Annotated in this window: 25 protein-coding genes; 7 read left to right on the top strand and 18 right to left on the bottom strand. The window is 69.2% G+C overall.

Annotation, left to right across the window (positions count from 1 at the left end):
* Positions 1–38 precede the first annotated feature (38 nt).
* Genes N177_RS22325 through N177_RS22040 form a run of 3 tightly spaced genes read right to left on the bottom strand, consistent with a single transcriptional unit; the run spans position 39 to position 1222 of the window.
* Entirely contained in the window at positions 39–362 is a 324-nt protein-coding gene (locus N177_RS22325; protein ID WP_023432324.1) for a polysaccharide deacetylase family protein, read from the bottom strand.
* Positions 338–967, bottom strand: coding sequence for a polysaccharide deacetylase family protein (locus tag N177_RS22320; RefSeq protein WP_023432323.1), 630 nt, complete (start codon positions 965–967; stop codon positions 338–340). The genes N177_RS22325 and N177_RS22320 overlap by 25 nt, the downstream gene beginning before the upstream one ends.
* 15 nt (positions 968–982) lie before the next feature.
* Positions 983–1222 carry a hypothetical protein gene (locus N177_RS22040; protein ID WP_040485564.1) on the bottom strand — a complete coding sequence of 80 codons (240 nt, stop codon included), beginning with the start codon at positions 1220–1222 and terminating at the stop codon, positions 983–985.
* 245 nt (positions 1223–1467) lie between these two features.
* Between N177_RS22040 and N177_RS10640 the strand changes: the two genes are divergently transcribed.
* Positions 1468–2628, top strand: coding sequence for a M20 aminoacylase family protein (locus N177_RS10640; RefSeq protein ID WP_023432321.1), 1161 nt, complete (start codon positions 1468–1470; stop codon positions 2626–2628).
* A gap of 60 nt (positions 2629–2688) precedes the next feature.
* On the opposite strand, the gene N177_RS10635 is transcribed toward N177_RS10640, so the two are convergent.
* The 10 genes from N177_RS10635 to N177_RS10590 form a co-directional block, all read right to left on the bottom strand.
* Positions 2689–3264, bottom strand: coding sequence for a HupE/UreJ family protein (locus tag N177_RS10635; RefSeq protein WP_200863388.1), 576 nt, complete (start codon positions 3262–3264; stop codon positions 2689–2691).
* Positions 3265–3296: 32 nt separating this feature from the next.
* A complete protein-coding gene (gene ureG / locus N177_RS10630; RefSeq protein WP_040485562.1) occupies positions 3297–3941 on the bottom strand; it encodes an urease accessory protein UreG in 645 nt (214 codons plus the stop codon).
* Positions 3938–4618 (bottom strand): urease accessory protein UreF, encoded by a 681-nt coding sequence (locus N177_RS10625; RefSeq protein ID WP_023432318.1) that lies wholly within the window; start codon positions 4616–4618, stop codon positions 3938–3940. Before N177_RS10625 ends, ureG begins: the two co-directional genes overlap by 4 nt.
* On the bottom strand, positions 4615–5118 hold the full coding sequence (gene ureE / locus N177_RS10620) for an urease accessory protein UreE (RefSeq protein WP_023432317.1): 504 nt from the start codon (positions 5116–5118) through the stop codon (positions 4615–4617). Before ureE ends, N177_RS10625 begins: the two co-directional genes overlap by 4 nt.
* 15 nt (positions 5119–5133) lie before the next feature.
* Positions 5134–6843, bottom strand: a complete 1710-nt coding sequence (gene ureC / locus N177_RS10615) for an urease subunit alpha (protein ID WP_023432316.1) — start codon at positions 6841–6843, stop codon at positions 5134–5136.
* Positions 6843–7466, bottom strand: coding sequence for an urease subunit beta (locus N177_RS10610; protein WP_023432315.1), 624 nt, complete (start codon positions 7464–7466; stop codon positions 6843–6845). Before N177_RS10610 ends, ureC begins: the two co-directional genes overlap by 1 nt.
* Before the next feature lie 28 nt (positions 7467–7494).
* The gene (locus tag N177_RS10605) at positions 7495–8262 is read right to left on the bottom strand and encodes an urease accessory protein UreD (RefSeq protein WP_210163431.1); all 768 of its coding nucleotides are present in this window, start codon (positions 8260–8262) and stop codon (positions 7495–7497) included.
* Positions 8263–8329: 67 nt separating this feature from the next.
* On the bottom strand, positions 8330–9028 hold the full coding sequence (urtE, locus tag N177_RS10600) for an urea ABC transporter ATP-binding subunit UrtE (protein ID WP_023432313.1): 699 nt from the start codon (positions 9026–9028) through the stop codon (positions 8330–8332).
* Between the two features lie 2 nt (positions 9029–9030).
* A complete protein-coding gene (gene urtD / locus N177_RS10595) occupies positions 9031–9783 on the bottom strand; it encodes an urea ABC transporter ATP-binding protein UrtD (RefSeq protein WP_023432312.1) in 753 nt (250 codons plus the stop codon).
* A 301-nt stretch (positions 9784–10084) separates the two neighbouring features.
* Positions 10085–11065, bottom strand: a complete 981-nt coding sequence (locus tag N177_RS10590) for a LysR family transcriptional regulator (protein ID WP_023432311.1) — start codon at positions 11063–11065, stop codon at positions 10085–10087.
* A gap of 134 nt (positions 11066–11199) precedes the next feature.
* Here N177_RS10590 and speB point away from each other — a divergent pair, with 134 nt between their 5' ends.
* The 6 genes from speB to N177_RS10560 all read left to right on the top strand — a co-directional run bounded on the left by speB (position 11200) and on the right by N177_RS10560 (position 16788).
* Positions 11200–12153: an agmatinase gene (speB, locus tag N177_RS10585; RefSeq protein ID WP_023432310.1), complete on the top strand. Its 954-nt coding sequence runs from the start codon at positions 11200–11202 to the stop codon at positions 12151–12153.
* Between the two features lie 74 nt (positions 12154–12227).
* Complete coding sequence (locus N177_RS10580; protein WP_023432309.1) at positions 12228–13295, top strand: extracellular solute-binding protein; 1068 nt, start codon at positions 12228–12230, stop codon at positions 13293–13295.
* A 27-nt stretch (positions 13296–13322) separates the two neighbouring features.
* A complete protein-coding gene (locus tag N177_RS10575) occupies positions 13323–14186 on the top strand; it encodes an ABC transporter permease (RefSeq protein WP_023432308.1) in 864 nt (287 codons plus the stop codon).
* Complete coding sequence (locus tag N177_RS10570; RefSeq protein ID WP_023432307.1) at positions 14186–14986, top strand: ABC transporter permease; 801 nt, start codon at positions 14186–14188, stop codon at positions 14984–14986. The genes N177_RS10575 and N177_RS10570 overlap by 1 nt, the downstream gene beginning before the upstream one ends.
* On the top strand, positions 14983–16056 hold the full coding sequence (locus tag N177_RS22380; RefSeq protein WP_023432306.1) for an ABC transporter ATP-binding protein: 1074 nt from the start codon (positions 14983–14985) through the stop codon (positions 16054–16056). The genes N177_RS10570 and N177_RS22380 overlap by 4 nt, the downstream gene beginning before the upstream one ends.
* A 3-nt stretch (positions 16057–16059) precedes the next feature.
* Positions 16060–16788: an MBL fold metallo-hydrolase gene (locus tag N177_RS10560; RefSeq protein WP_023432305.1), complete on the top strand. Its 729-nt coding sequence runs from the start codon at positions 16060–16062 to the stop codon at positions 16786–16788.
* Positions 16789–16812: 24 nt separating this feature from the next.
* Here the strand turns inward: N177_RS10560 and N177_RS10555 are convergent, their stop codons facing one another.
* The 5 genes from N177_RS10555 to N177_RS10535 form a co-directional block, all read right to left on the bottom strand.
* Positions 16813–17367, bottom strand: a complete 555-nt coding sequence (locus tag N177_RS10555; RefSeq protein ID WP_023432304.1) for an HpcH/HpaI aldolase family protein — start codon at positions 17365–17367, stop codon at positions 16813–16815.
* 163 nt (positions 17368–17530) lie between these two features.
* Positions 17531–17947 (bottom strand): aldehyde dehydrogenase family protein, encoded by a 417-nt coding sequence (locus N177_RS22245; RefSeq protein WP_280113384.1) that lies wholly within the window; start codon positions 17945–17947, stop codon positions 17531–17533.
* 66 nt (positions 17948–18013) lie between these two features.
* Positions 18014–18775 (bottom strand): DUF2243 domain-containing protein, encoded by a 762-nt coding sequence (locus tag N177_RS10545; RefSeq protein WP_023432302.1) that lies wholly within the window; start codon positions 18773–18775, stop codon positions 18014–18016.
* Between the two features lie 187 nt (positions 18776–18962).
* The gene (locus tag N177_RS10540; RefSeq protein ID WP_023432301.1) at positions 18963–20264 is read right to left on the bottom strand and encodes an NAD(P)H-dependent oxidoreductase; all 1302 of its coding nucleotides are present in this window, start codon (positions 20262–20264) and stop codon (positions 18963–18965) included.
* A gap of 13 nt (positions 20265–20277) precedes the next feature.
* Positions 20278–21138 (bottom strand): branched-chain amino acid aminotransferase, encoded by an 861-nt coding sequence (locus N177_RS10535; RefSeq protein ID WP_023432300.1) that lies wholly within the window; start codon positions 21136–21138, stop codon positions 20278–20280.
* Positions 21139–21301: the final 163 nt, after the last annotated feature.

Raw genomic sequence — 21301 nt, 5'->3', positions numbered from 1 at the left:
TGCTCAGGAAGACGACCGACGGTGTCGGCCGTTCGTCGTCAGCCGGCCTCCGGCGGGAAGTGGTCGTGCCAGTGGCGTGCGATGTCGATGCCGCGGCAGAACCAGACGCCGTCGACGCTCTTCATGTGCTCGATCAGTCGCACCAGCCCGGCGGCGCGGCCTGGCCGGCCGATCAGCCTGTCGTGCAGGCCGATCGAGAGGAGCTTCGGCGAGCCCCGCTCGCCCTCGCGGTAGAGCAGGTCGAAGGCGTCACGCATGTAGCGGAAGAAGTGGTCGGCGGTCGGGAAGCCGGAGTTCTCGTTGAAGCGGTTGTCGTTGGCCTCGTAGGAGTAGGGGATCACGAGGTGCGGGCCGGTCGGCATGCCGATCCAGTAGGGCAATTCGTCGGCGAGGGAGTCCCTGTCGTAGAGAAACCGCCTTCCTCGGCGAGCAGGCGCCTTGTGTTGGGGCCGGGGCGGCCGGTCATCCAGCCGAGCGGGCGCTCGCCCAGGAGCGCCGTCAGCCCGTCGACCGCCTGGCGTATGTGCTCCCTCTCGACGTCCTCCGGCACCTCGACGTAGTCGATCCAGCGATAGCCGTGACTGACCACCTCGTGGCCGTCGCGCACGAAGGCGCGCGCGAGGTCCGGGTTCTGCTCGAGCGACCGCACGACCCCGAGCACGCTCACCCTTGTGCCGTGCTCGCGGAAGATCTCGAGGATGCGCCACGCGCCGCGCCGGCTGCCGTACTCGAACACGCTCTCCACGAGTGGCACGCGCCTGCCGGTTTTCGTTTCGACACCGATGTCGTTGGGCATGCCCTCCGACACCTGATCGCCATTCGCGAGCGTCGCCTCGCCGCCGCCCTCGATGTTCAGGTTGAAGTTCACCGCGATGCGCGCTCCGCCCGGCCACATCGGGTCCGGCAGCCTCTCGCCGTAGCCGACGAGGTCGCGCGCGATCATGGGGTCGGGTGGGAGTGATGGCATGGGCGAGCCTCTTCCTCAGGCGTCGTAGTCGAAGAACCAGTCGACGTCCTCCGTCGGCCCGTGCATCCAGCTGTTCGCGATCGAGATGCGTTGAACCTCGCCCACCCGGGGGATCCGCGTGGCCTCGTAGACGGAGAAGGCCGTTCGGAGGTCGTCGAAGCCTGCGATGCAGCGGCTCAGGACCGCGGCATCCTCGATCGCCATCGCGCCGCCCGCCGCCATGTAGGGCCGCATCGCGTGGCAGGCGTCGCCCATGAGCACGATCCGACTCGATGGCCTGAGCGAGCTCGCCGACGCGATCGCGATGCTGAACGGCAAGACGGATCCGGCGCTGCCGGGGGGTGGCGAGCCATCTTGAGGAGGCGGACGGAGCTGCCAGAGCGTGATGAGGAAACGTGGGAACCGCTTTTCGCCCGCGTTCCGCTCCAAACCACTAGAATCGACCGGAAGATCATCGTGATCTAGTGTCCGCCGACAAACAGCCCGTGAAGGAGCTCCACATGACCGTCATTCCCCGGATCTCCGCCTTCACCGAGGAACTCGTCGGGATCCGCCACGACCTGCACGCCCATCCCGAGATCGGCTTCGAGGAGACGCGGACGGCCGCCATCGTGGCGGAGCGGCTGGCCGGATGGGGCATCGAGGTCCACACCGGCATCGGCGGCACGGGCGTAGTGGGCATCCTGAGGGGCGCGCGCGATGGCGACCGCAGGATCGGCCTTCGCGCAGACATGGACGCGCTGCCGATGGACGAGCTGACGAACCTGCCGTTCAGCTCCAAGAATCCCGGCCGCTTCCACGGCTGCGGTCATGACGGGCACACGACGATGCTGCTGGGTGCGGCGCGCTACCTCGCCGAGATGCGAGACTTCGCGGGGACGGCCGTCTTCATCTTCCAGCCGGCCGAGGAGGGGCTCGGCGGTGCCCGCGCGATGATCGCCGCCGGGCTCTTCGAGCGGTTTCCCTGCGACGAGGTCTACGGACTGCACAACGCGCCCGACCTCGAGCCCGGACACGTCTCCGTCTTCCCCGGCAAGGCGATGGCCGGCGCGAGCTTCTTCGACGTCACGATCCGCGGCCGCGGAAGCCACGCGGCGCGGCCGCAGGACGCGAAGGATCCGGTGGTCGTCGCGACCGCGCTCGCCCAGAGCCTGCAGAGCGTCGTCAGCCGCAACGTCGATCCGCTGAAGGCCGCCGTCCTGTCGATCACCCGCATCTCGGCCGGCTCGGCCTACAACGTCATCCCCGAGGAGGCGGAGCTGGCGGGCACGATCCGCTACTTCGACGACGCTGTGGGCGAGCTCGCGGCGGCGCGGCTGAAGCGGCTCTGCGAGGGCTTCGCGACGAGCTTCGACGTCGAAATCGAGGTCGACGTCCGGAACGTCTTCTCGGTGCTCGAGAACCGTCCCGCACAAACCGAGGAGCTGCGGCAGGCGGTGGCGGACGTCGTCGGCGAGGCGGGAGCCGACACGACGCCGCGCCCCTTCATGGGCAGCGAGGATTTCGCCGACATGCTGCAGGTCGTTCCCGGCGCCTATTGCTGGGTCGGTCACGCGGGCAACGTGCCGCTGCACAATCCGGGCTTCATCCTCGACGACGGGATCCTGCCGGTCGGAGCCTCGATCCTCGCGCGGATCGTCGAGCGCCGGCTCGAAGCCTGACCCCGGGCTCCGCTCGGTCCAGCGATCTGCAACCGCTCCTCCGCTCCGGACCGGACCGCCTCAGGCGAAGCCGAGAGCAGCCCCGGCGACCACGACCACCCATCCCAGCGCGCGCGGCACGGCCGACAGGCGGGAGGCGCCGCGGGCAACCAGAGCGACAGCGGCTCCAGCGGCATGAAGTCCTGCCGTCGCAAGAAGAAAGCCTGCGGCATACTCGGCCGCGGCCGCGGATGTCGGGATCTCCAGAAGGTGGGCGTGGCCGTGGAACATCCCGAAGGCGGTGAGAGCCGAGGCTCCCGACCAGAGTGACACGGGCAAGGCCCGGGCCAGTGCCGCGCCGACGACGATGAGGGAAGCGAGGATCGCGGGCTCGACCATCGGGAGCGCGACCCCGCCGAGCGCCAGGAGAGAGCCGAGGACCATCCCCGAGAGGAAGGCGCCAGGCCACATGAGCGTGGCCTTGCCCCCGGCCACCACGGCCCAGACGCCCACGGCGAACATTGCGAGCAGGTGGTCGATGCCGAGGATCGGGTGCGCCAGCCCGGCCGCGAACCCGGAGGCGGACCCGTGGCCGACATGGGCGAGGGCGGGGGAGGTGGCTGCGACCAGCGTTGCGAGCGCCAGTCCGGTCTTCATGTGCATTCTCATTCCTCTTGCTGGTGCTACTTTCAGGCCGGGAGGCGATCGTGAGAGGCCGCGGGCGCAAGGCCGCCGGATCGCTCGATGAAGCCGACGATCTCGGAGAGGCCGCGGGCCCGCAGAAGATCGGTGAAGATGTGCGGGCGGCCTTCGCGAACCCTCGCCGTGTCCGCCTCCATCACGTCGAGATCGGCTCCGACATGAGGGGCGAGGTCCGTCTTGTTCACGACGAGGAGGTCCGATCGCGTGATGGCCGGGCCGCCCTTGCGCGGGATCTTCTCGCCCTGGCAGACGCTGATCACGTAGATGGTGAGGTCGGCGAGCTCGGGCGAGAAGGTGGCGGCCAGGTTGTCTCCGCCCGACTCGATGAAGACGACGTCGAGATCGGGGATACGCCGCTTGAGGTCCGTGATCGCCGCGAGGTTGATCGACGCGTCCTCGCGGATGGCCGTGTGCGGGCAACCGCCCGTCTCCACGCCGACGATACGATCCTCCGGCAGGGCCTGAAGCCTGTTGAGGATCAGCGCATCTTCCTTCGTGTAGATGTCGTTCGTGACGACCGCCACCGAATAGCGATCGCGCATCGCCTTGCAGAGCTTCTCGGTCAGCGTGGTCTTGCCGGAGCCGACGGGGCCGCCGATGCCGACGCGCAATGGTCCGTGGGGCGAAGTCATGTCCTGAAGAGCCTCACATGCTGTTCTTCGTGCTTCATCGAGGCGATGTCGGCGCGGAAGCCGAACCCGCCGAGATCGTCGAGGGTCGACCGGGCCGCCCGTTCCGCGAGGGCCGAGATCTCCGCTTCGAGAGCTGCCACCACGAGCTGACCGTCCGTTTGGCCGAGTGGGACGAGGCGGATCGCTGCCGAGACGAGGTTGGACGCCACGGCGTGCAGGTAGGCGAGGAGCGTGGCCTCGAGCGGCACGCCGTGACGCGCGGCGGCCGCCGCCACGGCGACGGCGTAGGCTCGCTCTCCGACCGCCTCCCCAGGGCCCGTACCCCAGGCATCGCAGGCTGTCCGCTCGAAGGCCGCACCCTGCGACGTCGTCTCGATCCGCCTCTCATGGGAGGGGGCGAGCGCCAGGGCGAGCGCGTCGATCTCCTCGAGTTCCTCGCGCTCGCCGGCCCTGGCGGTGCGCCAAGCGGCCGCGAGAAGCACCCCCTCCTGCCAGCCGGCCCCGTGGTTCAGGATTCCGGCGATCCACGCCCGGCACGTCGCGGCGTCGCGCACCGTGCCGTCGTGGACGGCCCATTCGAGGCCGTGGCTGTGGCTGAACGCCCCTATGGGGAAGGCCGGCGAGAGCCAGCTCATCAGTCGGTAGAGGCCGGACGGGCCGAGCCGATCGGCGCTCACGTGGCCTCCTGCGGATGCTGGCCGTCACGCGCGGAGGCGGGGTGGCTTGAGGCCGCCCCGTGGCGATGATCGTGGTGATGGTAGGCGCCTGTCTCGGGGTGGAACGGCGCCTCGACGTGGGCGACCTTCCCGCCGAGCCCGACGATCATCGCCTCGATCACATGGTCGGGCCGCAGCCTCACACGGTCGACCTCGATCTCGACCGGCAGATGCCGGTTGCCCAGGTGCCAGACGATGCGCATCAGGGCGTGGCGGTTGCCCGCCGTCACCTCCATGAGCTTCTCCGGCGCAGCGCAGACGAGAATGACGCGGCCGTCCTCGAGCTCGAGCCCCTCGCCCTCCCGCAGCGCCCGTGCCTCGGGCAGGTCGAGCAGGAACTCCGTGCCGTGATCACCGGTGAGCACCATCCGGCGGCGGTGGCGCCCGTCGTGGTCGAGCGTCACGGTGTCGATCGGGGGCTCGAAGGAGCCGGACGGCAGAACCCTCGTTGCACGCAACATGGAAGCCTCTCGGTCTCAGAACAGGAAGTAGAGCTGCGCCATCGGCAGGATCTCGGCCGGCTTGCACGTCAGGAGCTCGCCGTTGGCGCGGACCTCGTAGATCTCGGGGTCGACCTCGATCTCCGGCGTCATGTTGTTCAGCACCATGCTGGCCTTCGAGATGCTGCGGGTCCCGACGACCGGCAGGAGGGTCTTTCCCACGTCGAGCCGCCCCGCGATGCCGGCGTCGAGGGAGGCCTGCGAGACGAAGGTGACGCTCGATCTCGTGAGCGACCGGCCGAACGCGCCGAACATCGGCCGGTAGTGCACCGGCTGCGGCGTCGGGATCGACGCGTTCGGATCTCCCATGGGAGCGGCGACGATCGTGCCGCCGATCAGCACGAGGTCCGGCTTCACGCCGAAGAACGCGGGGTCCCACAGCACGAGGTCGGCCCGCTTGCCGGTCTCGACCGAGCCGATATGGGCCGCGAGACCGTGTGCGATGGCCGGGTTTATCGTGTATTTCGCCACGTAGCGACGGACGCGGAAATTGTCGTTGTCGCCGCGTTCGTCGGCGAGCCGTCCGCGCTGGACCTTCATCTTGTGCGCGGTCTGCCACGTCCGGATCAAGACCTCGCCGACACGGCCCATCGCCTGGCTGTCGGACGCGATGATCGAGAAGGCGCCCATGTCGTGCAGGATGTCCTCGGCCGCGATCGTCTCCTTGCGGATGCGGCTTTCGGCGAAGGCGACGTCCTCGGGGATCGACGGGTCGAGGTGGTGGCACACCATCAGCATGTCGAGATGCTCGTCCACCGTGTTCACGGTGTAGGGTCTCGTCGGGTTCGTCGACGAGGGGATGACGTTCTGCAGCCCGCACACCTTGATGATGTCGGGCGCGTGGCCGCCGCCCGCGCCCTCGGTGTGGAAGGCGTGGATCGTCCGTCCCTTGAAGGCCGCCACCGTGTTCTCGACGAAGCCCGACTCGTTCAGCGTGTCGGTGTGGATCATCACCTGCACGTCGTGCTCCTCGGCGACCGAGAGGCAGGTGTCTATCGCCGCGGGCGTCGTGCCCCAGTCCTCGTGGAGCTTGAGGGAACACGCGCCGCCGAGCACCTGCTCCACGAGCGGCGCCGCGGTCGAGGCGTTGCCCTTGCCGGCGAAGGCCAGGTTCATGGGCAGCCCGTCCGCCGCCTCGATCATCCGGGCGATGTGCCAGGCGCCCGGCGTGCAAGTCGTCGCGTTCGTTCCGGTGGCGGGTCCCGTGCCGCCGCCGAGCATCGTCGTGACGCCGGAACAAAGCGCGTCCTCGACCTGCTGGGGGCAGATGAAGTGGATGTGGGCGTCCATCGCGCCGGCGGTCAGGATCTTTCCTTCGCCGGCGATCGCCTCGGTCGAAGGGCCGATCACGATGTCGACGCCCGGCTGGATGTCCGGGTTGCCGGCCTTGCCGATGCCGACGATCACTTCGTCTCTCAGGCCGACATCGGCCTTCACGATGCCCCAGTGGTCGACGATCAGCGCGTTGGTGATCACCGTGTCGACCGCGCCCTCGGCCCGGGACGCCTGGCTCTGGCCCATGCCGTCGCGGATGACCTTGCCGCCGCCGAACTTCACCTCCTCGCCGTAGATCGTGCGGTCTTCCTCGACCTCGATCCACAGATCGGTGTCGGCGAGCCGGACCTTGTCTCCGGTCGTCGGTCCGAACATGTCGGCATAGGCGGGGCGGGAGATCCGGTAAGGCATCAGAGGTCTCCCATGATCTTCTGATTGAAGCCCGTGACGCGCCGACGGCCGGCCAGGGGCACGAGCGTGACCTCGCGTTCCTGGCCCGGCTCGAACCGCACCGCCGAGCCGGCCGGGACGTCGAGCCGCAGGCCGCGCGCCTTCTCGCGGTCGAAGTCGAGCGCGTCGTTCGTCTCGAAGAAATGGTAGTGCGACCCCACCTGCACGGGCCGGTCGCCGGTGTTCGCGACCGTCAGCGTGACCGTCTCGCGGCCGGCGTTGAGCTCGATCTCGCCGGCGACCGCCGCGATCTCGCCCGGCCGCAGCGGCGCGGCAGCTTCGCCGCGGATCGGCATGTGCACGGTGACGAGCTTCGTGCCGTCCGGAAAGGTCGCCTCGACCTGCACGTCGTGAAGCATCTCCGCGACGCCGGCCATCACCTGGTCGCTCGACAGCACGTGGGCACCGGCCTCCATCAGATCGGCCACGGGCCTGCCGTCGCGCGCGCCCTCGACCACGAACTCGGTGATCAGTGCCACCGCCTCCGGATAGTTGAGCTTCACGCCGCGCTCGAGCCGGTTTCGCGCCACCATGGCGGCCATGGCGACGAGCAGCTTGTCCTTCTCCCGTGGCGTCAGCTTCACGACTACGCACCCCCCTCAAACGTTTCGCTCAGATGCTCCAGACCCTCGGCACGACCGCGCCCAGCGCGACGAGGGCCGCAAGGGCCGCGCGCTTGAGCGCGAGACCGCCGGGCGCCGCCATGCGCACCGCAAGCATGCCGTCCCAGGCACTCGCGCCCGCTTCTACGTCCACCGTCGTTTCCAGCGCCGCTCGCGTGGCCGAAAGCCTCTCCTCCGCGCGGGGCTCGAGGAGAAGAATGCTTGCGAAGGCACGGTTCGCACCCAGCACGGCGCTGCCGCCCGCCGCCGCCGCGATGTCTGGGCCGAGCCTCGCCTCGTCCGCATAGACGAGGCGCCCCGCGCGGCGCACGCGCCAGCTGTCCCGAAAGAGGCCCGCCCGCACCGTCTCGCCATGCGCCGTGCGCCCGAGGACGACCGGCTCGCAGAGGAGGATGCGGCCGCTCTCGGCGACGTCGACCTCGAGACGACGCCTGAGCCGCCCGCGGTCGAACAGGATCGTCTCCTGCGGCAGCCACTCCAGTCGGCCACCGGCACCGACGCGCAGGTCGACCCTCAGCTCGGCCTCGCCGCCCGAGGATCGATAGACCTTCTCGGCGGCCTGTGTCGTCAGGGTCGCTGCGGCGCCGTCGCGGATCGTGGCCGAGACGTCGAACCTGTCGCCGCCCGTGACGCCGCCGGCCGTGTTGATGAGGACGGCTTCCGGAACGGGGTTGCCGGAGACGCGGGGGAAACGCAGGCGGAGGGCGCCGCGCTGATAGGCTTCCTCCACCCGCCCGCCACCGGCGGCCCGGATCACGCTCAGGCGTGCGCTCCCGCTCGATCGCTCGAGGGACGTCCGGGCGGGCCGGTCGGCTGCGAAGCGCTCAGACCGTGAGACGGCGGCGTACATCCTCCTCCACCATCTCTTCCCTGCGACCCGACATCACGATCTCGCCACGATCCATCACCGCGAAGCCGTCCGCAAGGTCGCGCGCGAAGTCGAAATACTGCTCCACGAGCAGGATCGCGATGTCGCCCTTCCTACGGAGGTAGTCGATGGCGCGCCCGATATCCTTGATGATCGACGGCTGAATGCCCTCGGTAGGTTCGTCGAGGACGAGGAGCTTCGGCTGCGTGACGAGCGCGCGGCCGATCGCGAGCTGCTGCTGCTGGCCGCCCGAGAGGTCGCCGCCGCGCCGGCTGCGCATGGATTTCAGGATCGGAAACAGCTCGTAGATCTCGTCCGATATCGCGTGCTTCTCGCCGCGGGGGAGGGCTGCGAAGCCCGTCTGCAGGTTCTCGTGGACGCTCAGCAGCGGAAAGATCTCGCGGCCCTGCGGCACGTAGGCGATGCCGCGCCGGGCCCGCTCGTAGGGCCTCAGGCGCTGCACCTCCTCGTCGCGCCAGACGACGCGGCCCCGCGACACGGGATGGTGGCCGACGATCGCCTTGAGAAGCGAGGTCTTGCCGACGCCGTTGCGTCCGAGCACGCAGGTGACCTCGCCGGGCGTGGCGGCAAGCTCGATGGAGCGCAGCGCCTGGGCGGCCCCGTAGTGGAGGTCGACGGAGTGAAGGGCGAGCACCGTTACCTCCCGAGATAGACTTCGACGACCCGGCTGTCGGCCGAGACGTGGTCGAGCGAGCCTTCGGCGAGCACCGAGCCCTCGTGCAGCACGGTCACCTTCACGCCGAGGCCGCGCACGAAATCCATGTCGTGCTCGACGACCACGACGGACTGCGTCCTCGCGATCTCCTTGAGGAGAATGGCCGTCTGCTCCGTCTCCGCGTCCGTCATGCCGGCGGCCGGCTCGTCGACCAGCAGAAGCTGCGGCTCCTGCGCGAGCAGCATGCCGATCTCGAGCCACTGCCGCTGACCGTGACTGAGATTGGCGGCCAAGGTGTCGCGCTGCTCGGTGAGCCTGATCGTCTCGAGGATCTCGTCGATCCGGTCGCGCTGGTCGTCGTCGAGCTTGTGGAAGAGCGTCGCGAAGGGACCGCGCGGAGCCTTCAGCGACAGTTCGATATTGTCCCGCACGGTCTGGCTCTCGAACGTCGTCGGCCGCTGGAACTTGCGGCCGATGCCGAGATTGGCGATCTCGGCCTCGTCGAGCTTCGTCAGGTCCGTCGTGCCGGCGAAATAGACGGTGCCCGTGTCGGGGCGGGTCTTGCCGGTGATCACGTCCATCATCGTCGTCTTGCCGGCGCCGTTGGGCCCGATGATCGCGCGCATCTCGCCGGGACCGATGACGAGCGAGAGGGCGTTCAGCGCCTTGAAGCCGTCGAAGGAGACGCTCACGTCGTCGAGATAGAGGAGGCTTCCCGTCAGTTTCTCGGACATTCCGCCTCACTCCGCCGGTTGGGGGCTCTTCTCGGAGACGCCGGCCTCGGCGTCCGCCGAACGCCTTCGCCGCGAGGGGCCGCCAGCCTGCCATCCGTGCCACCACGACAAAGTAGGCATAGAAAGCACTATCCGGCTTTTGCCTATGAAGTGACCATCTGGCGGCCGGTGCCGCGCCCCTGCTGCTCATAAAGCCGCGTGCCGGCGCCCGGAGGACCGGGCGAAAGCAACCCCCGCCATGCGCGGGTCGCGGTTCTAGGGGCTCGACCTCACTCTGCGCCGCGGCCGATGAGCGGACAGGTCAGGCCGAGGTCGTCGCGCTGCCGAAGGGCGGCCCGCCGGACCGGTTCGGAACCGGCGTCTTCGCCTCCGGGCGCGCGGATGCAGGTCCGCGATGGGCTTCTGAGCAGCAACGTATGAAGCTGCGCAGGACCTCCGTCATCCGGTGCCCCGTCCTTGTGACGAGCTCGAAGCGGCAGACATAGGCGATCTCGTCGCGCAGGATCTCCCGGAGGTCGCCCGACGCGATCCAGGGCTTTGCCACGTGGTCCGGCAGGAAGCCGACATAGCGGCCGGACATGACCAGCATCAGCTGCGGCTCGATCTGGTGCACCGTCGCCTCGACGGGCCCGAGGTCGAAGCGCTTGTGGTCCTGCTCGCGCCAGTAGCCGCGGCGCACCATGGCGTGCTTCTGCAGGCTCTGGCGGCTGATCTGATCCTCGGGCTTCGTGAAGAGCGGGTGACCGCGGCCGATGTAGAGGAAGTGGGCCTCCTCGTAGAGGAACGTGCAGTCGAGCCCCGAGATCGTGTGCGGGAACGAGCCGAAGCCGCAGTGATAGGTGCCGTCGTGCACCCGCGCCTGAAGCTCCTGCGGCCGCTCCTGCACGAGCTGCAGGGAAACGTAGGGCGCGAGTGTCTTGAAGCGGGCGATCGCGGCGGTGAGGCGGCAGTTCGGATCGCTCGCGAGGCTGTCGACGAGGCCGATCCTGAGCTCCCCCGTCAGCCGGCCGCGCAAAGCCTCGGTGTCGGCCTCGAAGTCGGCGATGCCCCGGAAGAGCCGCCGGACGGCCTCGTGCACCCGGCGCCCCTTCTCGGTCAGGGCGAAGCCCACCCGGCCCCGCTGGCAGAGCTTGATGCCGAGACGCTGCTCGAGCGCCGTCATGTGGTTCGAGATGGTCGACGAGGCGATGTTGAGCTCGGCCTCCGCCGCCGAGAACCCGCCATTGCGGACGACGGCGTCGAAGACCTGCAGGAGGCGGAGGTCGGAGCCGGAGAAGCGCATGCTTTCACCTTGAGGATCGTCAAGCCAACGTTTGAGCGTCTCCTATTCCATCAAAGTTTCGCAAAAGCCTAATCTGCCCGGACGGGACCAGACGTGGCGGCAGTGTCGGCCGCCGACGAGGGAGGGAAAGAGGCGTGGGCGGAAGAGCGCTCAACCAGCCGCTCGGCGGCAACGACATGCCGCGCTTCGGCGGCCCGGCGACGATGATGCGCCTGCCGGCCCAGGCGACGGCGGAAGGCCTCGACGCCTGCTTCGTCGGCATTCCGATGGATATCGGCTCGTCGAACCGCGCCGGCACGCGGCACGGCCCACGGCAGATCCGCGACGAATCCCGCATGCTGCGGCCGTTCAACATGGGCACCGGCGCGAGGCCTTTCGAGAGCCTGCAGGTCGCCGATATCGGCGACGTCGCGATCAACACGTTCGACCTGAAGAAGACGGTGGGCCTCATCGAGGCGGCCTATGACGGCATCCTCGGCCACGGCTGCATCCCGCTCACGCTCGGCGGCGACCACACGCTGACCTATCCCATCCTCAAGGCGATGGCGAAGAGGCACGGGCCGGTGGCGCTCATCCATGTCGACGCCCATGCCGACACGAACGACGAGATGTTCGGCGAGAGGATCGCGCACGGCACGCCCTTCCGGCGCGCCTTCGAGGACGGCTGCCTCGAGGCCGGCAAGGTCTTCCAGATCGGCCTGCGCGGCACGGGCTATTCTCCGGCCGACTTCGACTGGGCGCGTGAGAAGGGCTTCACCGTCGTGCAGGCGGAGGAGTGCTGGTGGAAGTCGATGACGCCCCTGATGGAGGAGATCAGGGGCAGGATCGGGCCGGATCACCCGGTCTATCTGTCCTACGACATCGACTCGCTCGATCCCGCCTTCGCACCGGGCACGGGAACGGTCGAGGTCGGCGGGCTGACGACCTGGCAGGCGCTCGAGATCGTGCGCGGCTGCCGCGGGCTCAGCCTCGTGGGCGGCGACCTCGTCGAGGTCTCGCCGCCCTTCGACCCGTCAGGCAACACGGCGCTGATCGGTGCGAACCTGCTCTACGAGATGCTCTGCGTCCTGCCGGGCGTCGCCTATTGAGGCCGTGACGGGCCGCCGCGAAGAGCGGCCGCAGCGGCACCCGACGAACATCGGACACACCGAAGGGGAACGAGATGACCACGATCATGGGGAAGAGCCTTCTGGCGGTCGCTGCGTCCGCAGGCGCGCTGATGGCGGCGGCGCCCGCGATGGCGCAGCAGGAGCTCAACGCGCTCGTCTGGTGCGACCACACCGATCCGGGGCTGATCCGGCCCTTCGAGGAGGCGCACGACGTCCGCGTGAACCTCAAGGAATACGAGGGCACGGGCACCGCGCTCTCCCTCATCGAGCAGTCGCGGCCGGGCGACTGGGACGTCCTCGTCGTCGACGGCATCGACGTGCCGCGCGTCGTCGAGGCCGGCATACTGGGCGAGCTGCCGGCGGAAGCCGTGCCGGAGACGATCTTCCCCGAGGTCGCGCTCGAGGAGCAGCAGGTGATCGACGGCAAGCGCTACGCCGTCACCGAGAAGTTCGGCTACAACACCGTCTCCTTCAACAAGGCGGAAGTCGATGCGTCCACGATGCAGGACATGACGAAGCTGTGGGAGGACGAAAGCCTGAAGGGCAGGATCGCCGTCTACGATTACTACCTGCCCGTGATGGGCATGGTGGCGATGGGGCTCGGCAAGAACACGGCGGAGCTGACGGCGGACGACCTGCCGGAGATCCGCGACACGCTGTTCAAGCTCAAGGACAATGCCGCGCTGGTCGGCGAAGTGGTGGCCTCGCAGACGGCACTGGCCACGGGCGAGGTCGACGTGCTCGTCGGCGGCGGCGAGTGGGTGACGGCGGGTCTCAGCCAGGACAACCCGGACCTCGACTGGATCCTGCCGGAGCAGGGCGGGGTGATGTGGTCGCAGTCGATCGGGATCTTCGCCGATTCCGAGCGCCAGGACCTCGCGGTGGAGTTCGTGAAGTACATCCTCTCGCCGAAGGGGCAGGCGAAGCTCGCGACCTCCTCCTGCTACTGGGCGATGCCGGCGAACGAGGCGGCGGGCGAGCACCTGAGCGACCAGCAGAAGCAGGCGCTGCGCTGGGACGACCAGGAAGAGTACCTGAAGAACGTGCAGCTCTATCCGGCTCCCGACGCCGAGCTCGACGCCCAGATGCAGGACGTCTGGGCGGAATTCCTGCAGCACTGAACGCGCGGCACCGGGCGGGGGCGAGACATGGCGATCGTCGACAGGCGCGGCAGGGGCGACATGAGGCCCTGGGCCTTCGTCGCGCCCGCCCTCCTGTGGACGATCGCCTTCTTCTGCGTCCCCTTCGCGGTGATGGCTGTCGTCTCGCTGTGGGAGCGCGTCGGAACGGAACTGGTCGCGAGCTGGAGCTTCGCCAACTACGCGAAGTTCTTCGCCCGCGGGCACTTCCTCCAGGCGATGCTGAACTCGCTCGAGGTCACGCTCATCGTGACCGTCCTGTCGATCCTGCTCGCCTACCCGCTGGCCTGGATCCTCGCCGAGAAGGTGCCGCCGCGCTGGCAGCGCATCGGCCTCGTCTGCGCGATCCTGCCCTTCTGGACGTCCTACGTCGTGCGCTCCTACGCCTGGGTCCTCGTCCTCGCCAACAACGGCGTCGTCAACCAGGCGCTGCAGGGCGTCGGCCTCGTCGACGAGCCGCTGTCGCTCGCCAACAGCCGCACCGCCACGATCATCGGCTTCGTCCACTTCTTCGTGATGCTCCTGACTCTGACGATCTACGCGAACCTCGTGCAGCTGCCGAAGAACTACCGGCGCGCGGCCGCCGATCTCGGAGCGGGGTCGGTCGCGACCTTCGTCCACATCATCCTGCCGCTCACCCTGCCGGGCATCATGGTCGGCGCGTTCCTCACCTTCGTGCTGTGCATCGGCGACTACATCACGCCGCAGATTCTCGGCGGCAACTCCGAGCTCGTGATGCCGCAGCTGATCATGCTGCAGATCGGCCGGCGCGCCGACTTCCCCACCGCCTCGGCGCTCGCGATCCTGCTGATGGTCGTCGTCACGCTCGTCTACGTCGCGTGCGCACGCTGGCTGAAGCTGGAGCGCGCCTGATGCGGGCAGGGCAGGGAATGCGCATCGGCAACATTCTCGCGGCTTTCTATGCGGCGGCGATCTACGGCTTCATCTTCCTGCCTGTCGTGGTGCTCGTCCTGTTCTCGTTCCAGGACGGCCGCTTCCCGATCCCGCCCTTCCAGGGCTTCTCGCTGCGCTGGTACGAGGAGCTTCTGGCGGACCGCCGCCTCACCGCCGCGCTCGTCAACTCCGTCTTCGTCGCGCTCCTCTCTTCGGCGGCGGCGGTGACGCTCGGCTTCCTCGCCGCCTATGGGCTCGCCCGCTTCCGCCTGCCAGGCGCCGGCCTGCAGAAGGCGCTCCTCGTCGCGCCGCTGACCGTCTCCTACCTCATCATCGGCATGGGGCTGCTGATCACGTTCAACGCGATCGGCTTCCCGAGGTCGCTGCTCGCCGCCGGCATCGGCCATGTCGTGATCAACATGCCGCTGTGCTTCGCCATCGTCTTCTCGCAGATGGGCGAGCACCAGGCGAACGCCGAGCGCGCCGCCCGCGACCTCGGCGCGCGGGAGTGGCAGGTGCTCGCGCTCGTCACCGTGCCGATGATGTGGCCGTCGCTCTTCGCGAGCTTCTTCCTGTCGATGACCTTCTCCTGGGACGAGTTCATCATCTCCTTCCTGCTCACCCGCTTCGACGTCACGCTGCCGGTGGAAATCTGGAACATGCTGCGCTCTGGCCTGAACCCGAAGACGAACGCCGCCGGGAGCCTCGTCTTCGGCATCTCCGTGGTCCTCGTCCTGATGCTCGAGTTGACGGTGCTCCGGCGGAGGCGGCCGGCATGACGAGCGCCGGCATCGACATCAGAGGCGTCACCCAGCGCTTCGGCAGCTTCGTCGCGCTCGACGACGTGTCGCTTCAGATCGGGCAGGGCGAGTTCGCCGTGCTCCTGGGGCCGTCCGGCTCCGGCAAGACGACGCTCCTGTCGATCGTCGGCGGCTTCCTCGTGCCGCAGGCGGGCAATGTGTCGATCGGCGGCGAGGACATGACGCTCGTGCCGCCGGCGAAGCGGCCGACGACGACGGTCTTCCAGGACTATGCGCTCTTTCCCCACATGACGATCCTCGCCAATGTCGGCTTCGGCCTGCGGATGCGCGGCGTCGGCCGCCGCGAGCGCGACCGGAAGGCGGAGGAGATGCTCTCCCTCGTCGGCCTCGGCGGGCAGGGCCGCAAGAAGCCGCACGAACTGTCGGGCGGCCAGCGCCAGCGCGTGGCGCTCGCGCGGTCGCTCGCCGTCGACCCCGCCGTCCTTCTCCTCGACGAGCCGCTGGGCGCGCTCGACATGAAGCTCAGGCGGCAGATGCAGGAGGAACTGAAGCGGATCCAGCGCGAGGTCGGCACGACCTTCGTCCATGTGACGCACGACCAGGAGGAGGCGATGGCCATCGCCGACCGGATCGTCGTGATGAACGGGGGCCGCATCGAGGATGACGGGCCGCCGGAGCGGGTCTATCTCAGGCCACGCTCGAGGTTCTCGGCCGACTTCATGGGACTGAGCTGCTTCCTCGCCGGCACCATCGCCCACATCGAGGCGGGGCGCGCCCGCGTCTTGACGGCGGCAGGCGACATCCTCGTCGAGGAGGCGGGCTCCTGGCGGCCGGGCGACCGCGTGACGCTGTCGATCAGGCCGGAGCACTTCCACACCGAACCGGGCGAGGACGGCCGCCAGTCGCTCGGCCAGGCGGTCGTCGAAAGCGTCTCCTTCCTCGGCACGCACCATCAGGCGAAGGTTCGCCATACGGAGGATGACGGCTTTCGCGCCACGGTGCTCCTGCCGCAAACCGGCGAGCCGCGTCCGGGCGACCGCATCGGCCTGTGGGTTCGCCCCGACACGCCGGTCATCCTGGGGAGGTAGAAGATGGACCGCGTGCCGGCGGAGAAGTGGTACGAGACGCGGCGGGTGGCCGACGATGTCACCTATATCGGCGAGCCGCACATCCTGGAGTTCTATCGCTGCAACATCTGGCACGTCCGGGGCCGCGACCGCGACATGCTCGTCGACAGCGGCATGGGCGTCGTCAGCCTGAGGCAGCACGTGCCGCTGGTGACCGAGCGGCCGCTGACGGCGGTGGCGAGCCACACCCATTTCGACCATATCGGCTGCCACCACGAGTTCGACGAGCGCTGCGTGCACGAGGCGGAGGCCGATCTGCTGGCGCACCCGACGCGGGGCAACACGCTCGCCGACCCCTACGTGACGGACGAGATCTTCACCGCGCTGCCGCCGGAGCCCTACGTCTCGGCGAGCTATGCAGTGAAAGCGGCGCCGGCGACGCGCATTCTCCGCGACGGCGACGTGATCGACCTCGGCGACCGCCATTTCGAGGTCATCCACACACCGGGCCATTCACCGGGCGGGATCGCGCTCTACGAGAAGGCCACGGGGATCCTGTTCTCCGGGGACATCGTCTATGACGGCCCGCTCATCGAGGACACCTACCATGCGAACGCCGCCGACTACGTCTCGTCGATGAAGCGGCTCTACGACGTGCCGGTGTCGGTCGTCCACGGCGGGCACTTCCCGAGCTACGGGCCGGAGCGGCACAGGGAGATCATCCGCGCGTGGCTGGAGGCTAAGGGCGCCTGAGAGCGGCGATGGCAGGGCGGCCGATCAACCCTGCCGCATCGCCGAGAGGACCGACCGGGCTCCGCGCAGGAGGAGGCCCAGGTCCACGGCGCCTGCGACGAACTGGTAGCCCCAGCCGCGATAGCGCACCGCGTCCTCGGCCGTCGTCGCGAGGATGCCGGCGGCCTTGCCCGTCGCGGCGATCCGCTCCGCCGACCGCCTCAGGGCCTCCTGCACCGGCTCCGCACCGGCCTTGCCCAGATGCCCCATCGAGGCCGCGAGGTCGGAGGGGCCGATGAACACGCCGTCGACCCCCTCGACCGCCGCGATCGCCTCGAGCCTGTCGAGCGCGTCCGTGGTCTCGAGCTGGACGAGGACGCAGATCTCGCGGTTCGCCACCTCGAAATAGTCGGACGTCAGGCCGAACCGGCTCGCCCGCGTGGCGCCCGCGACGCCGCGGATCCCCTCGGGCGGAAAGCGCGTCGCGGCGACGGCCGCCGCGGCCTCCTCCGCGCTCTGCACGAATGGCACGAGCACGGTCTGCGCGCCGACGTCGAGCATGCGCTTGATCAGCACCTTGTCGTTCCACGCCGGCCGCACGACCGCGTGGCTCTACGGCAGACAGGCCGCCGCCTGCAGCAAAGGCTGCAGCCCGGATATGTCGACGGCCGAGTGACGCCCGAGGCCTTCGAGCCGCAGAAGGGCGTGCGCAGGTCGCGCAGGAACCAGCAGTTCACCCAGGTGATGCCCGCCTCGATCTCCTTCACCCCCCGGCGTTCGCGAAGCAGGAGCGGCCGAACCCGTCGATCGTCTTCTCCATGTCGGCGTCGTCGAAGACGATCGCCGGGTTCTTGCCGCCGAGCTCGAGCGATACGGGGCGGATCCTTTCGGAAAGGCCGGTCGACAGGGCGAGCGACTCGACCCGGCACATGTCCTCGAGATACCAGGCGAGCACCACCGCCTCCTGAAGGCTTGCGCCCGCCGTCACCGCGCCGTTGCCGCGCATCAGGACGCCGGCGCTCCGGCCCATCGCGTCGATGACCCCGTGCGCCTTCTCGTCGTCGCGCACGAGCTGCGGGTCTTCCGACGGTCCGACGCGTGGCCGGAAATAGGTGCCGAAGCGGTGCCGCATCTCCGGCACCCGGCCGAGCGCCGCAAGCGCCATCATCTGCGGCCCCATGAAGCGCACGACGCCTCCGGCCGCTTCTGGTAGATCCGCCGATCGCCGGATGCAGGCGCGCCTCGCCTAGGCCCTCACCCAGTCGAAACAGCCTGCCGTCAGGCCCGAGCCCTCGACGAGCAGGGCGCCGGCGCGGTAGAAGCTCCAGCGCTGATCCGGCCCGACGTCCACGACCACCACGCCCATCGCCGGGTCCGACCAGACGAGCCGGCCGTCGGCATCCGCGATCGCGGCCATCACCTCGGCCGGCCCGACGCCGTGCGAGAAGACGACCGTGGTGAAAGACTGGCCGGGCGGCGGCTGAAGCGCCCAGGCCCCGGATCCCACCGTCACGGCGCCGACCAGCAGGAGGGCGAGGCCCGCCCGCGGCAGTCCCTCTCCGGAGCCGCCGTCGCGCCGGAGGAGATAGAGGCCCGCGACCGCCGGCAGCATGCCGAAGGCGAAGAACCAGGCCAGGTCCCACATCAGAGGGTTCGGGCTGTCGAGCTTGATGCGGTGGATGCCGAGCAGCCAGTGCGACAGTACCCCGTCGAGCATGTGCCAGAGGCCGAAGCCGATCAGGAGGCCGCCGAGGAGGTGAGGCCCCGATCCGCCTTCCAGGCGCCTGTGGGCGCGCCAGAGGCCCCAGAGCCCGGCGGCCGCGACGACATACATCAGGGCATGGAAGTAGCCGTCCCACAGAACCTGGGCCCTCAGGTCCTCCGTCCCGGGGACGAGGCTCAGAAGATGGTGCCACTGCAGGATCTGGTGGAGCAGGATCCCGTCGAAGAAGCCGCCCAGGGTGACGCCCGGGACGATCGACCAGCGCGTCCAGCGCGATGTCAGCATGGCTCTCTCCCCGTTACGACCGGGACATGTCGCCTCGACAAGGCCCCGTGAGAGCTGGTGCCCCGCACGCCGGGGCTTCTCCGGCCGCGGCAGCCTGCGCCTCTGCCCAGCGTCGATCATGCGCCGGCCCTACCGGAGGCCACGTGGAAGTGCCCGCCTCGGTTGCGGCGGTTGGGGGGATGGCCGATCAGCCGAGGAGGCCCGCCGCCTCGTCCCGCATCCGGGTCGCCGGTCCGTCAGGGATCGCCTCGACGTCTGCCCGGGTCAGGATTTCTCCCCGCGCCACCGGCCGCACGAGCGCCACGCCGTGGGCGAGGCCGATCGGCAGCGCACCGGCTTCCACCGAGCGCCTGGCGGGGATGCACTTGCCCCACACCGTGCGGCCGCCCTCGCCGTCGAGCCGGTCGCCGGGCACGAGATCGCGCTTGGCCACCGCCACCGCATCCGCCGAGAAGCGCCGCGTCTGCCCCGTCGGCTCGTGCCTCAGCGCGGCGGACAGGACCGAGATGCCGAGCTCCATGCCGATCAGATGGAAGGGCTTGTACATCGCCGCATAACGGCGGGTCGGGTCGGTCGGCAGGCCGTATTGCCTGAAGCAGGCGGCGGAATATTCGTTCGGGGCCTCCAGGACGACGTAGACGCCCCAGCGCAGGTCGCGGAAGACGGGGCGTCCGTCGCGCTCCAGCGAGGAGACCACCTCCACGACGCCCCGACCGCGCGCCTGCCCGCCCACGTCCTCCGGCCGCAGCACGTGCGCCAGGTCGTCGACGCCGCAGGGCGGGAAGGCCAGCCCGTCCTCCGGCGGCTCGAGCCCGCAGGCATTGGCGATCGCCGCAGCCTCGATCGCCGACTTCGTGCCGTCGAGGAAGGAGTTGAACATCTGGCTGTTCATGCCGGCCGCCCGCGCCGAATCCGGCGTCATCCCGTAGTGCGACCACACCTCGTCGGGCGTCACCTCGTGATAGGCAGGCAGGTACTTCGTGCCCTTTCCCGCCGCCTGCACGCCGAAGCCTGCCGCCCGCGCCCAGTCGACCATTTCGGACACGAGCGCCGGCTGGTCGCCATAGGCCATGGAGTAGACGACGCCGGCACGGCGGGCCCTCTCGGCGAGCGCCGCACCGCAGAGGACGTCGGCCTCCACGTTCACCATCACCACGTGCCGTCCCGCCTCGATGGCGGCGAGCGCATGGACGACGCCGGCGGCCGGATGCCCCGTCGCCTCGATCACCACGTCGAGGTCTTCGCCGCACAGGGTGGTGCCGTCGTCGAGGAAGCGGGTGCGCGCGACGAGGCTCTCGTCCCAGCCGACGCCGCGGCAGGCCTGCCGCGCGCGGTCGGGGTCGAGGTCGGCGATGGCCGCCACCTCGAGGCCGGGCGTCGTCGGCACCTGCGACAGGAACATCGAGCCGAACTTGCCCGCGCCGATCAATCCTGCGCGGACCGGCCTGCCCTCCGCCGCCCGCTCAGCTGCCAAGTGCGCGAGATTCATCGCAAGATCCTCTTCAGAGCTGCCCGTGGGCGAACGCCCAGTAGAGCTCGCGCGCCTTCGCGGCGACCGGCCCGGGCTGCAGGTGGCGGTCGTCGATCCGGTTGATCGGCGTCACCTTGGAATAGTTGCCGGTCGAGAAGAGCTCGTCCGCCTCGAGGAGGTCGCGGTAGGTCACGATGCGCTCGTGAACCTCGATGCCCGCCCCGCGCAGGAGCTTGATCACCCGCTGCCGGGTGATGCCGTTCAGGAAGGTGCCGTTCGGGTAGGGCGTGTGCACCGCGCCGTCCTTCACGAGCATCAGGTTCGCCGTGGCGAGCTCGGCCACGTTGCCCATCGCGTCGAACACGACCCCGTTCTCGAAGCCCTTGGCATGAGCCTCCATCACGGCCCGGCCGGAGTTCGGGTAGAGGCAGGCCGCCTTCGCGTTCACCGGCGCCTGCTCGATCGTCGGCCGCCGGAAGCTCGTGGCGGTGATCGAGAAGCCGGTGGGCTCGAGCATCGGCGCCTCGTAGATCGCAAGGGCGAAGCGGGTCGATTCGGGCAGTGGCGGCACCGAGACGTAGCCACCTTCCTCCGCCCAGTAGAGCGGCTTTATGTAGAGCGCCGTGTCGCCGGAGAAGCGTGCGACGCCCTCCCGGACGAGCTCGACGATCTCCTGCCAGCGCTTCGTCGGCCTGAGGCCCAGCGCTTCCGCCGAGGCGTTCACCCGCTGGCAGTGCAGGTCGAGATCCGGCATCACACCCTCGAAGGCGCGTGCCCCGTCGAACACGCAGCTGCCGAGCCACAGGCCGTGGGTCAGGGGCCCGAGGATCGGCGGGTTGCCCTGAAGCCATTCGCCGTCCACCCAGCAGAGGCTCCGCGACGCGTTCGCCATTCCCGTCTCCTTGTCCGATCGGGACTTTAAATGCTCTCCTGCGGCGAGCGTCAATGCGACCGCACTTGTCCACGCAGCCGCGCCGCGTCACGCTGCTTTGACTTGATCCTGCTGCGGCCACCGGCGACGGTCGTGCCGCTTTGGCCCGCTACCGGGCCGTTTA

The organism is Lutibaculum baratangense AMV1 (genome assembly GCF_000496075.1).
Lineage (GTDB): Bacteria > Pseudomonadota > Alphaproteobacteria > Rhizobiales > Tepidamorphaceae > Lutibaculum > Lutibaculum baratangense.
The sequence above is the reverse complement of the archived record's forward strand: the minus strand, read 5'-3'. Positions and strand labels throughout refer to the sequence as shown.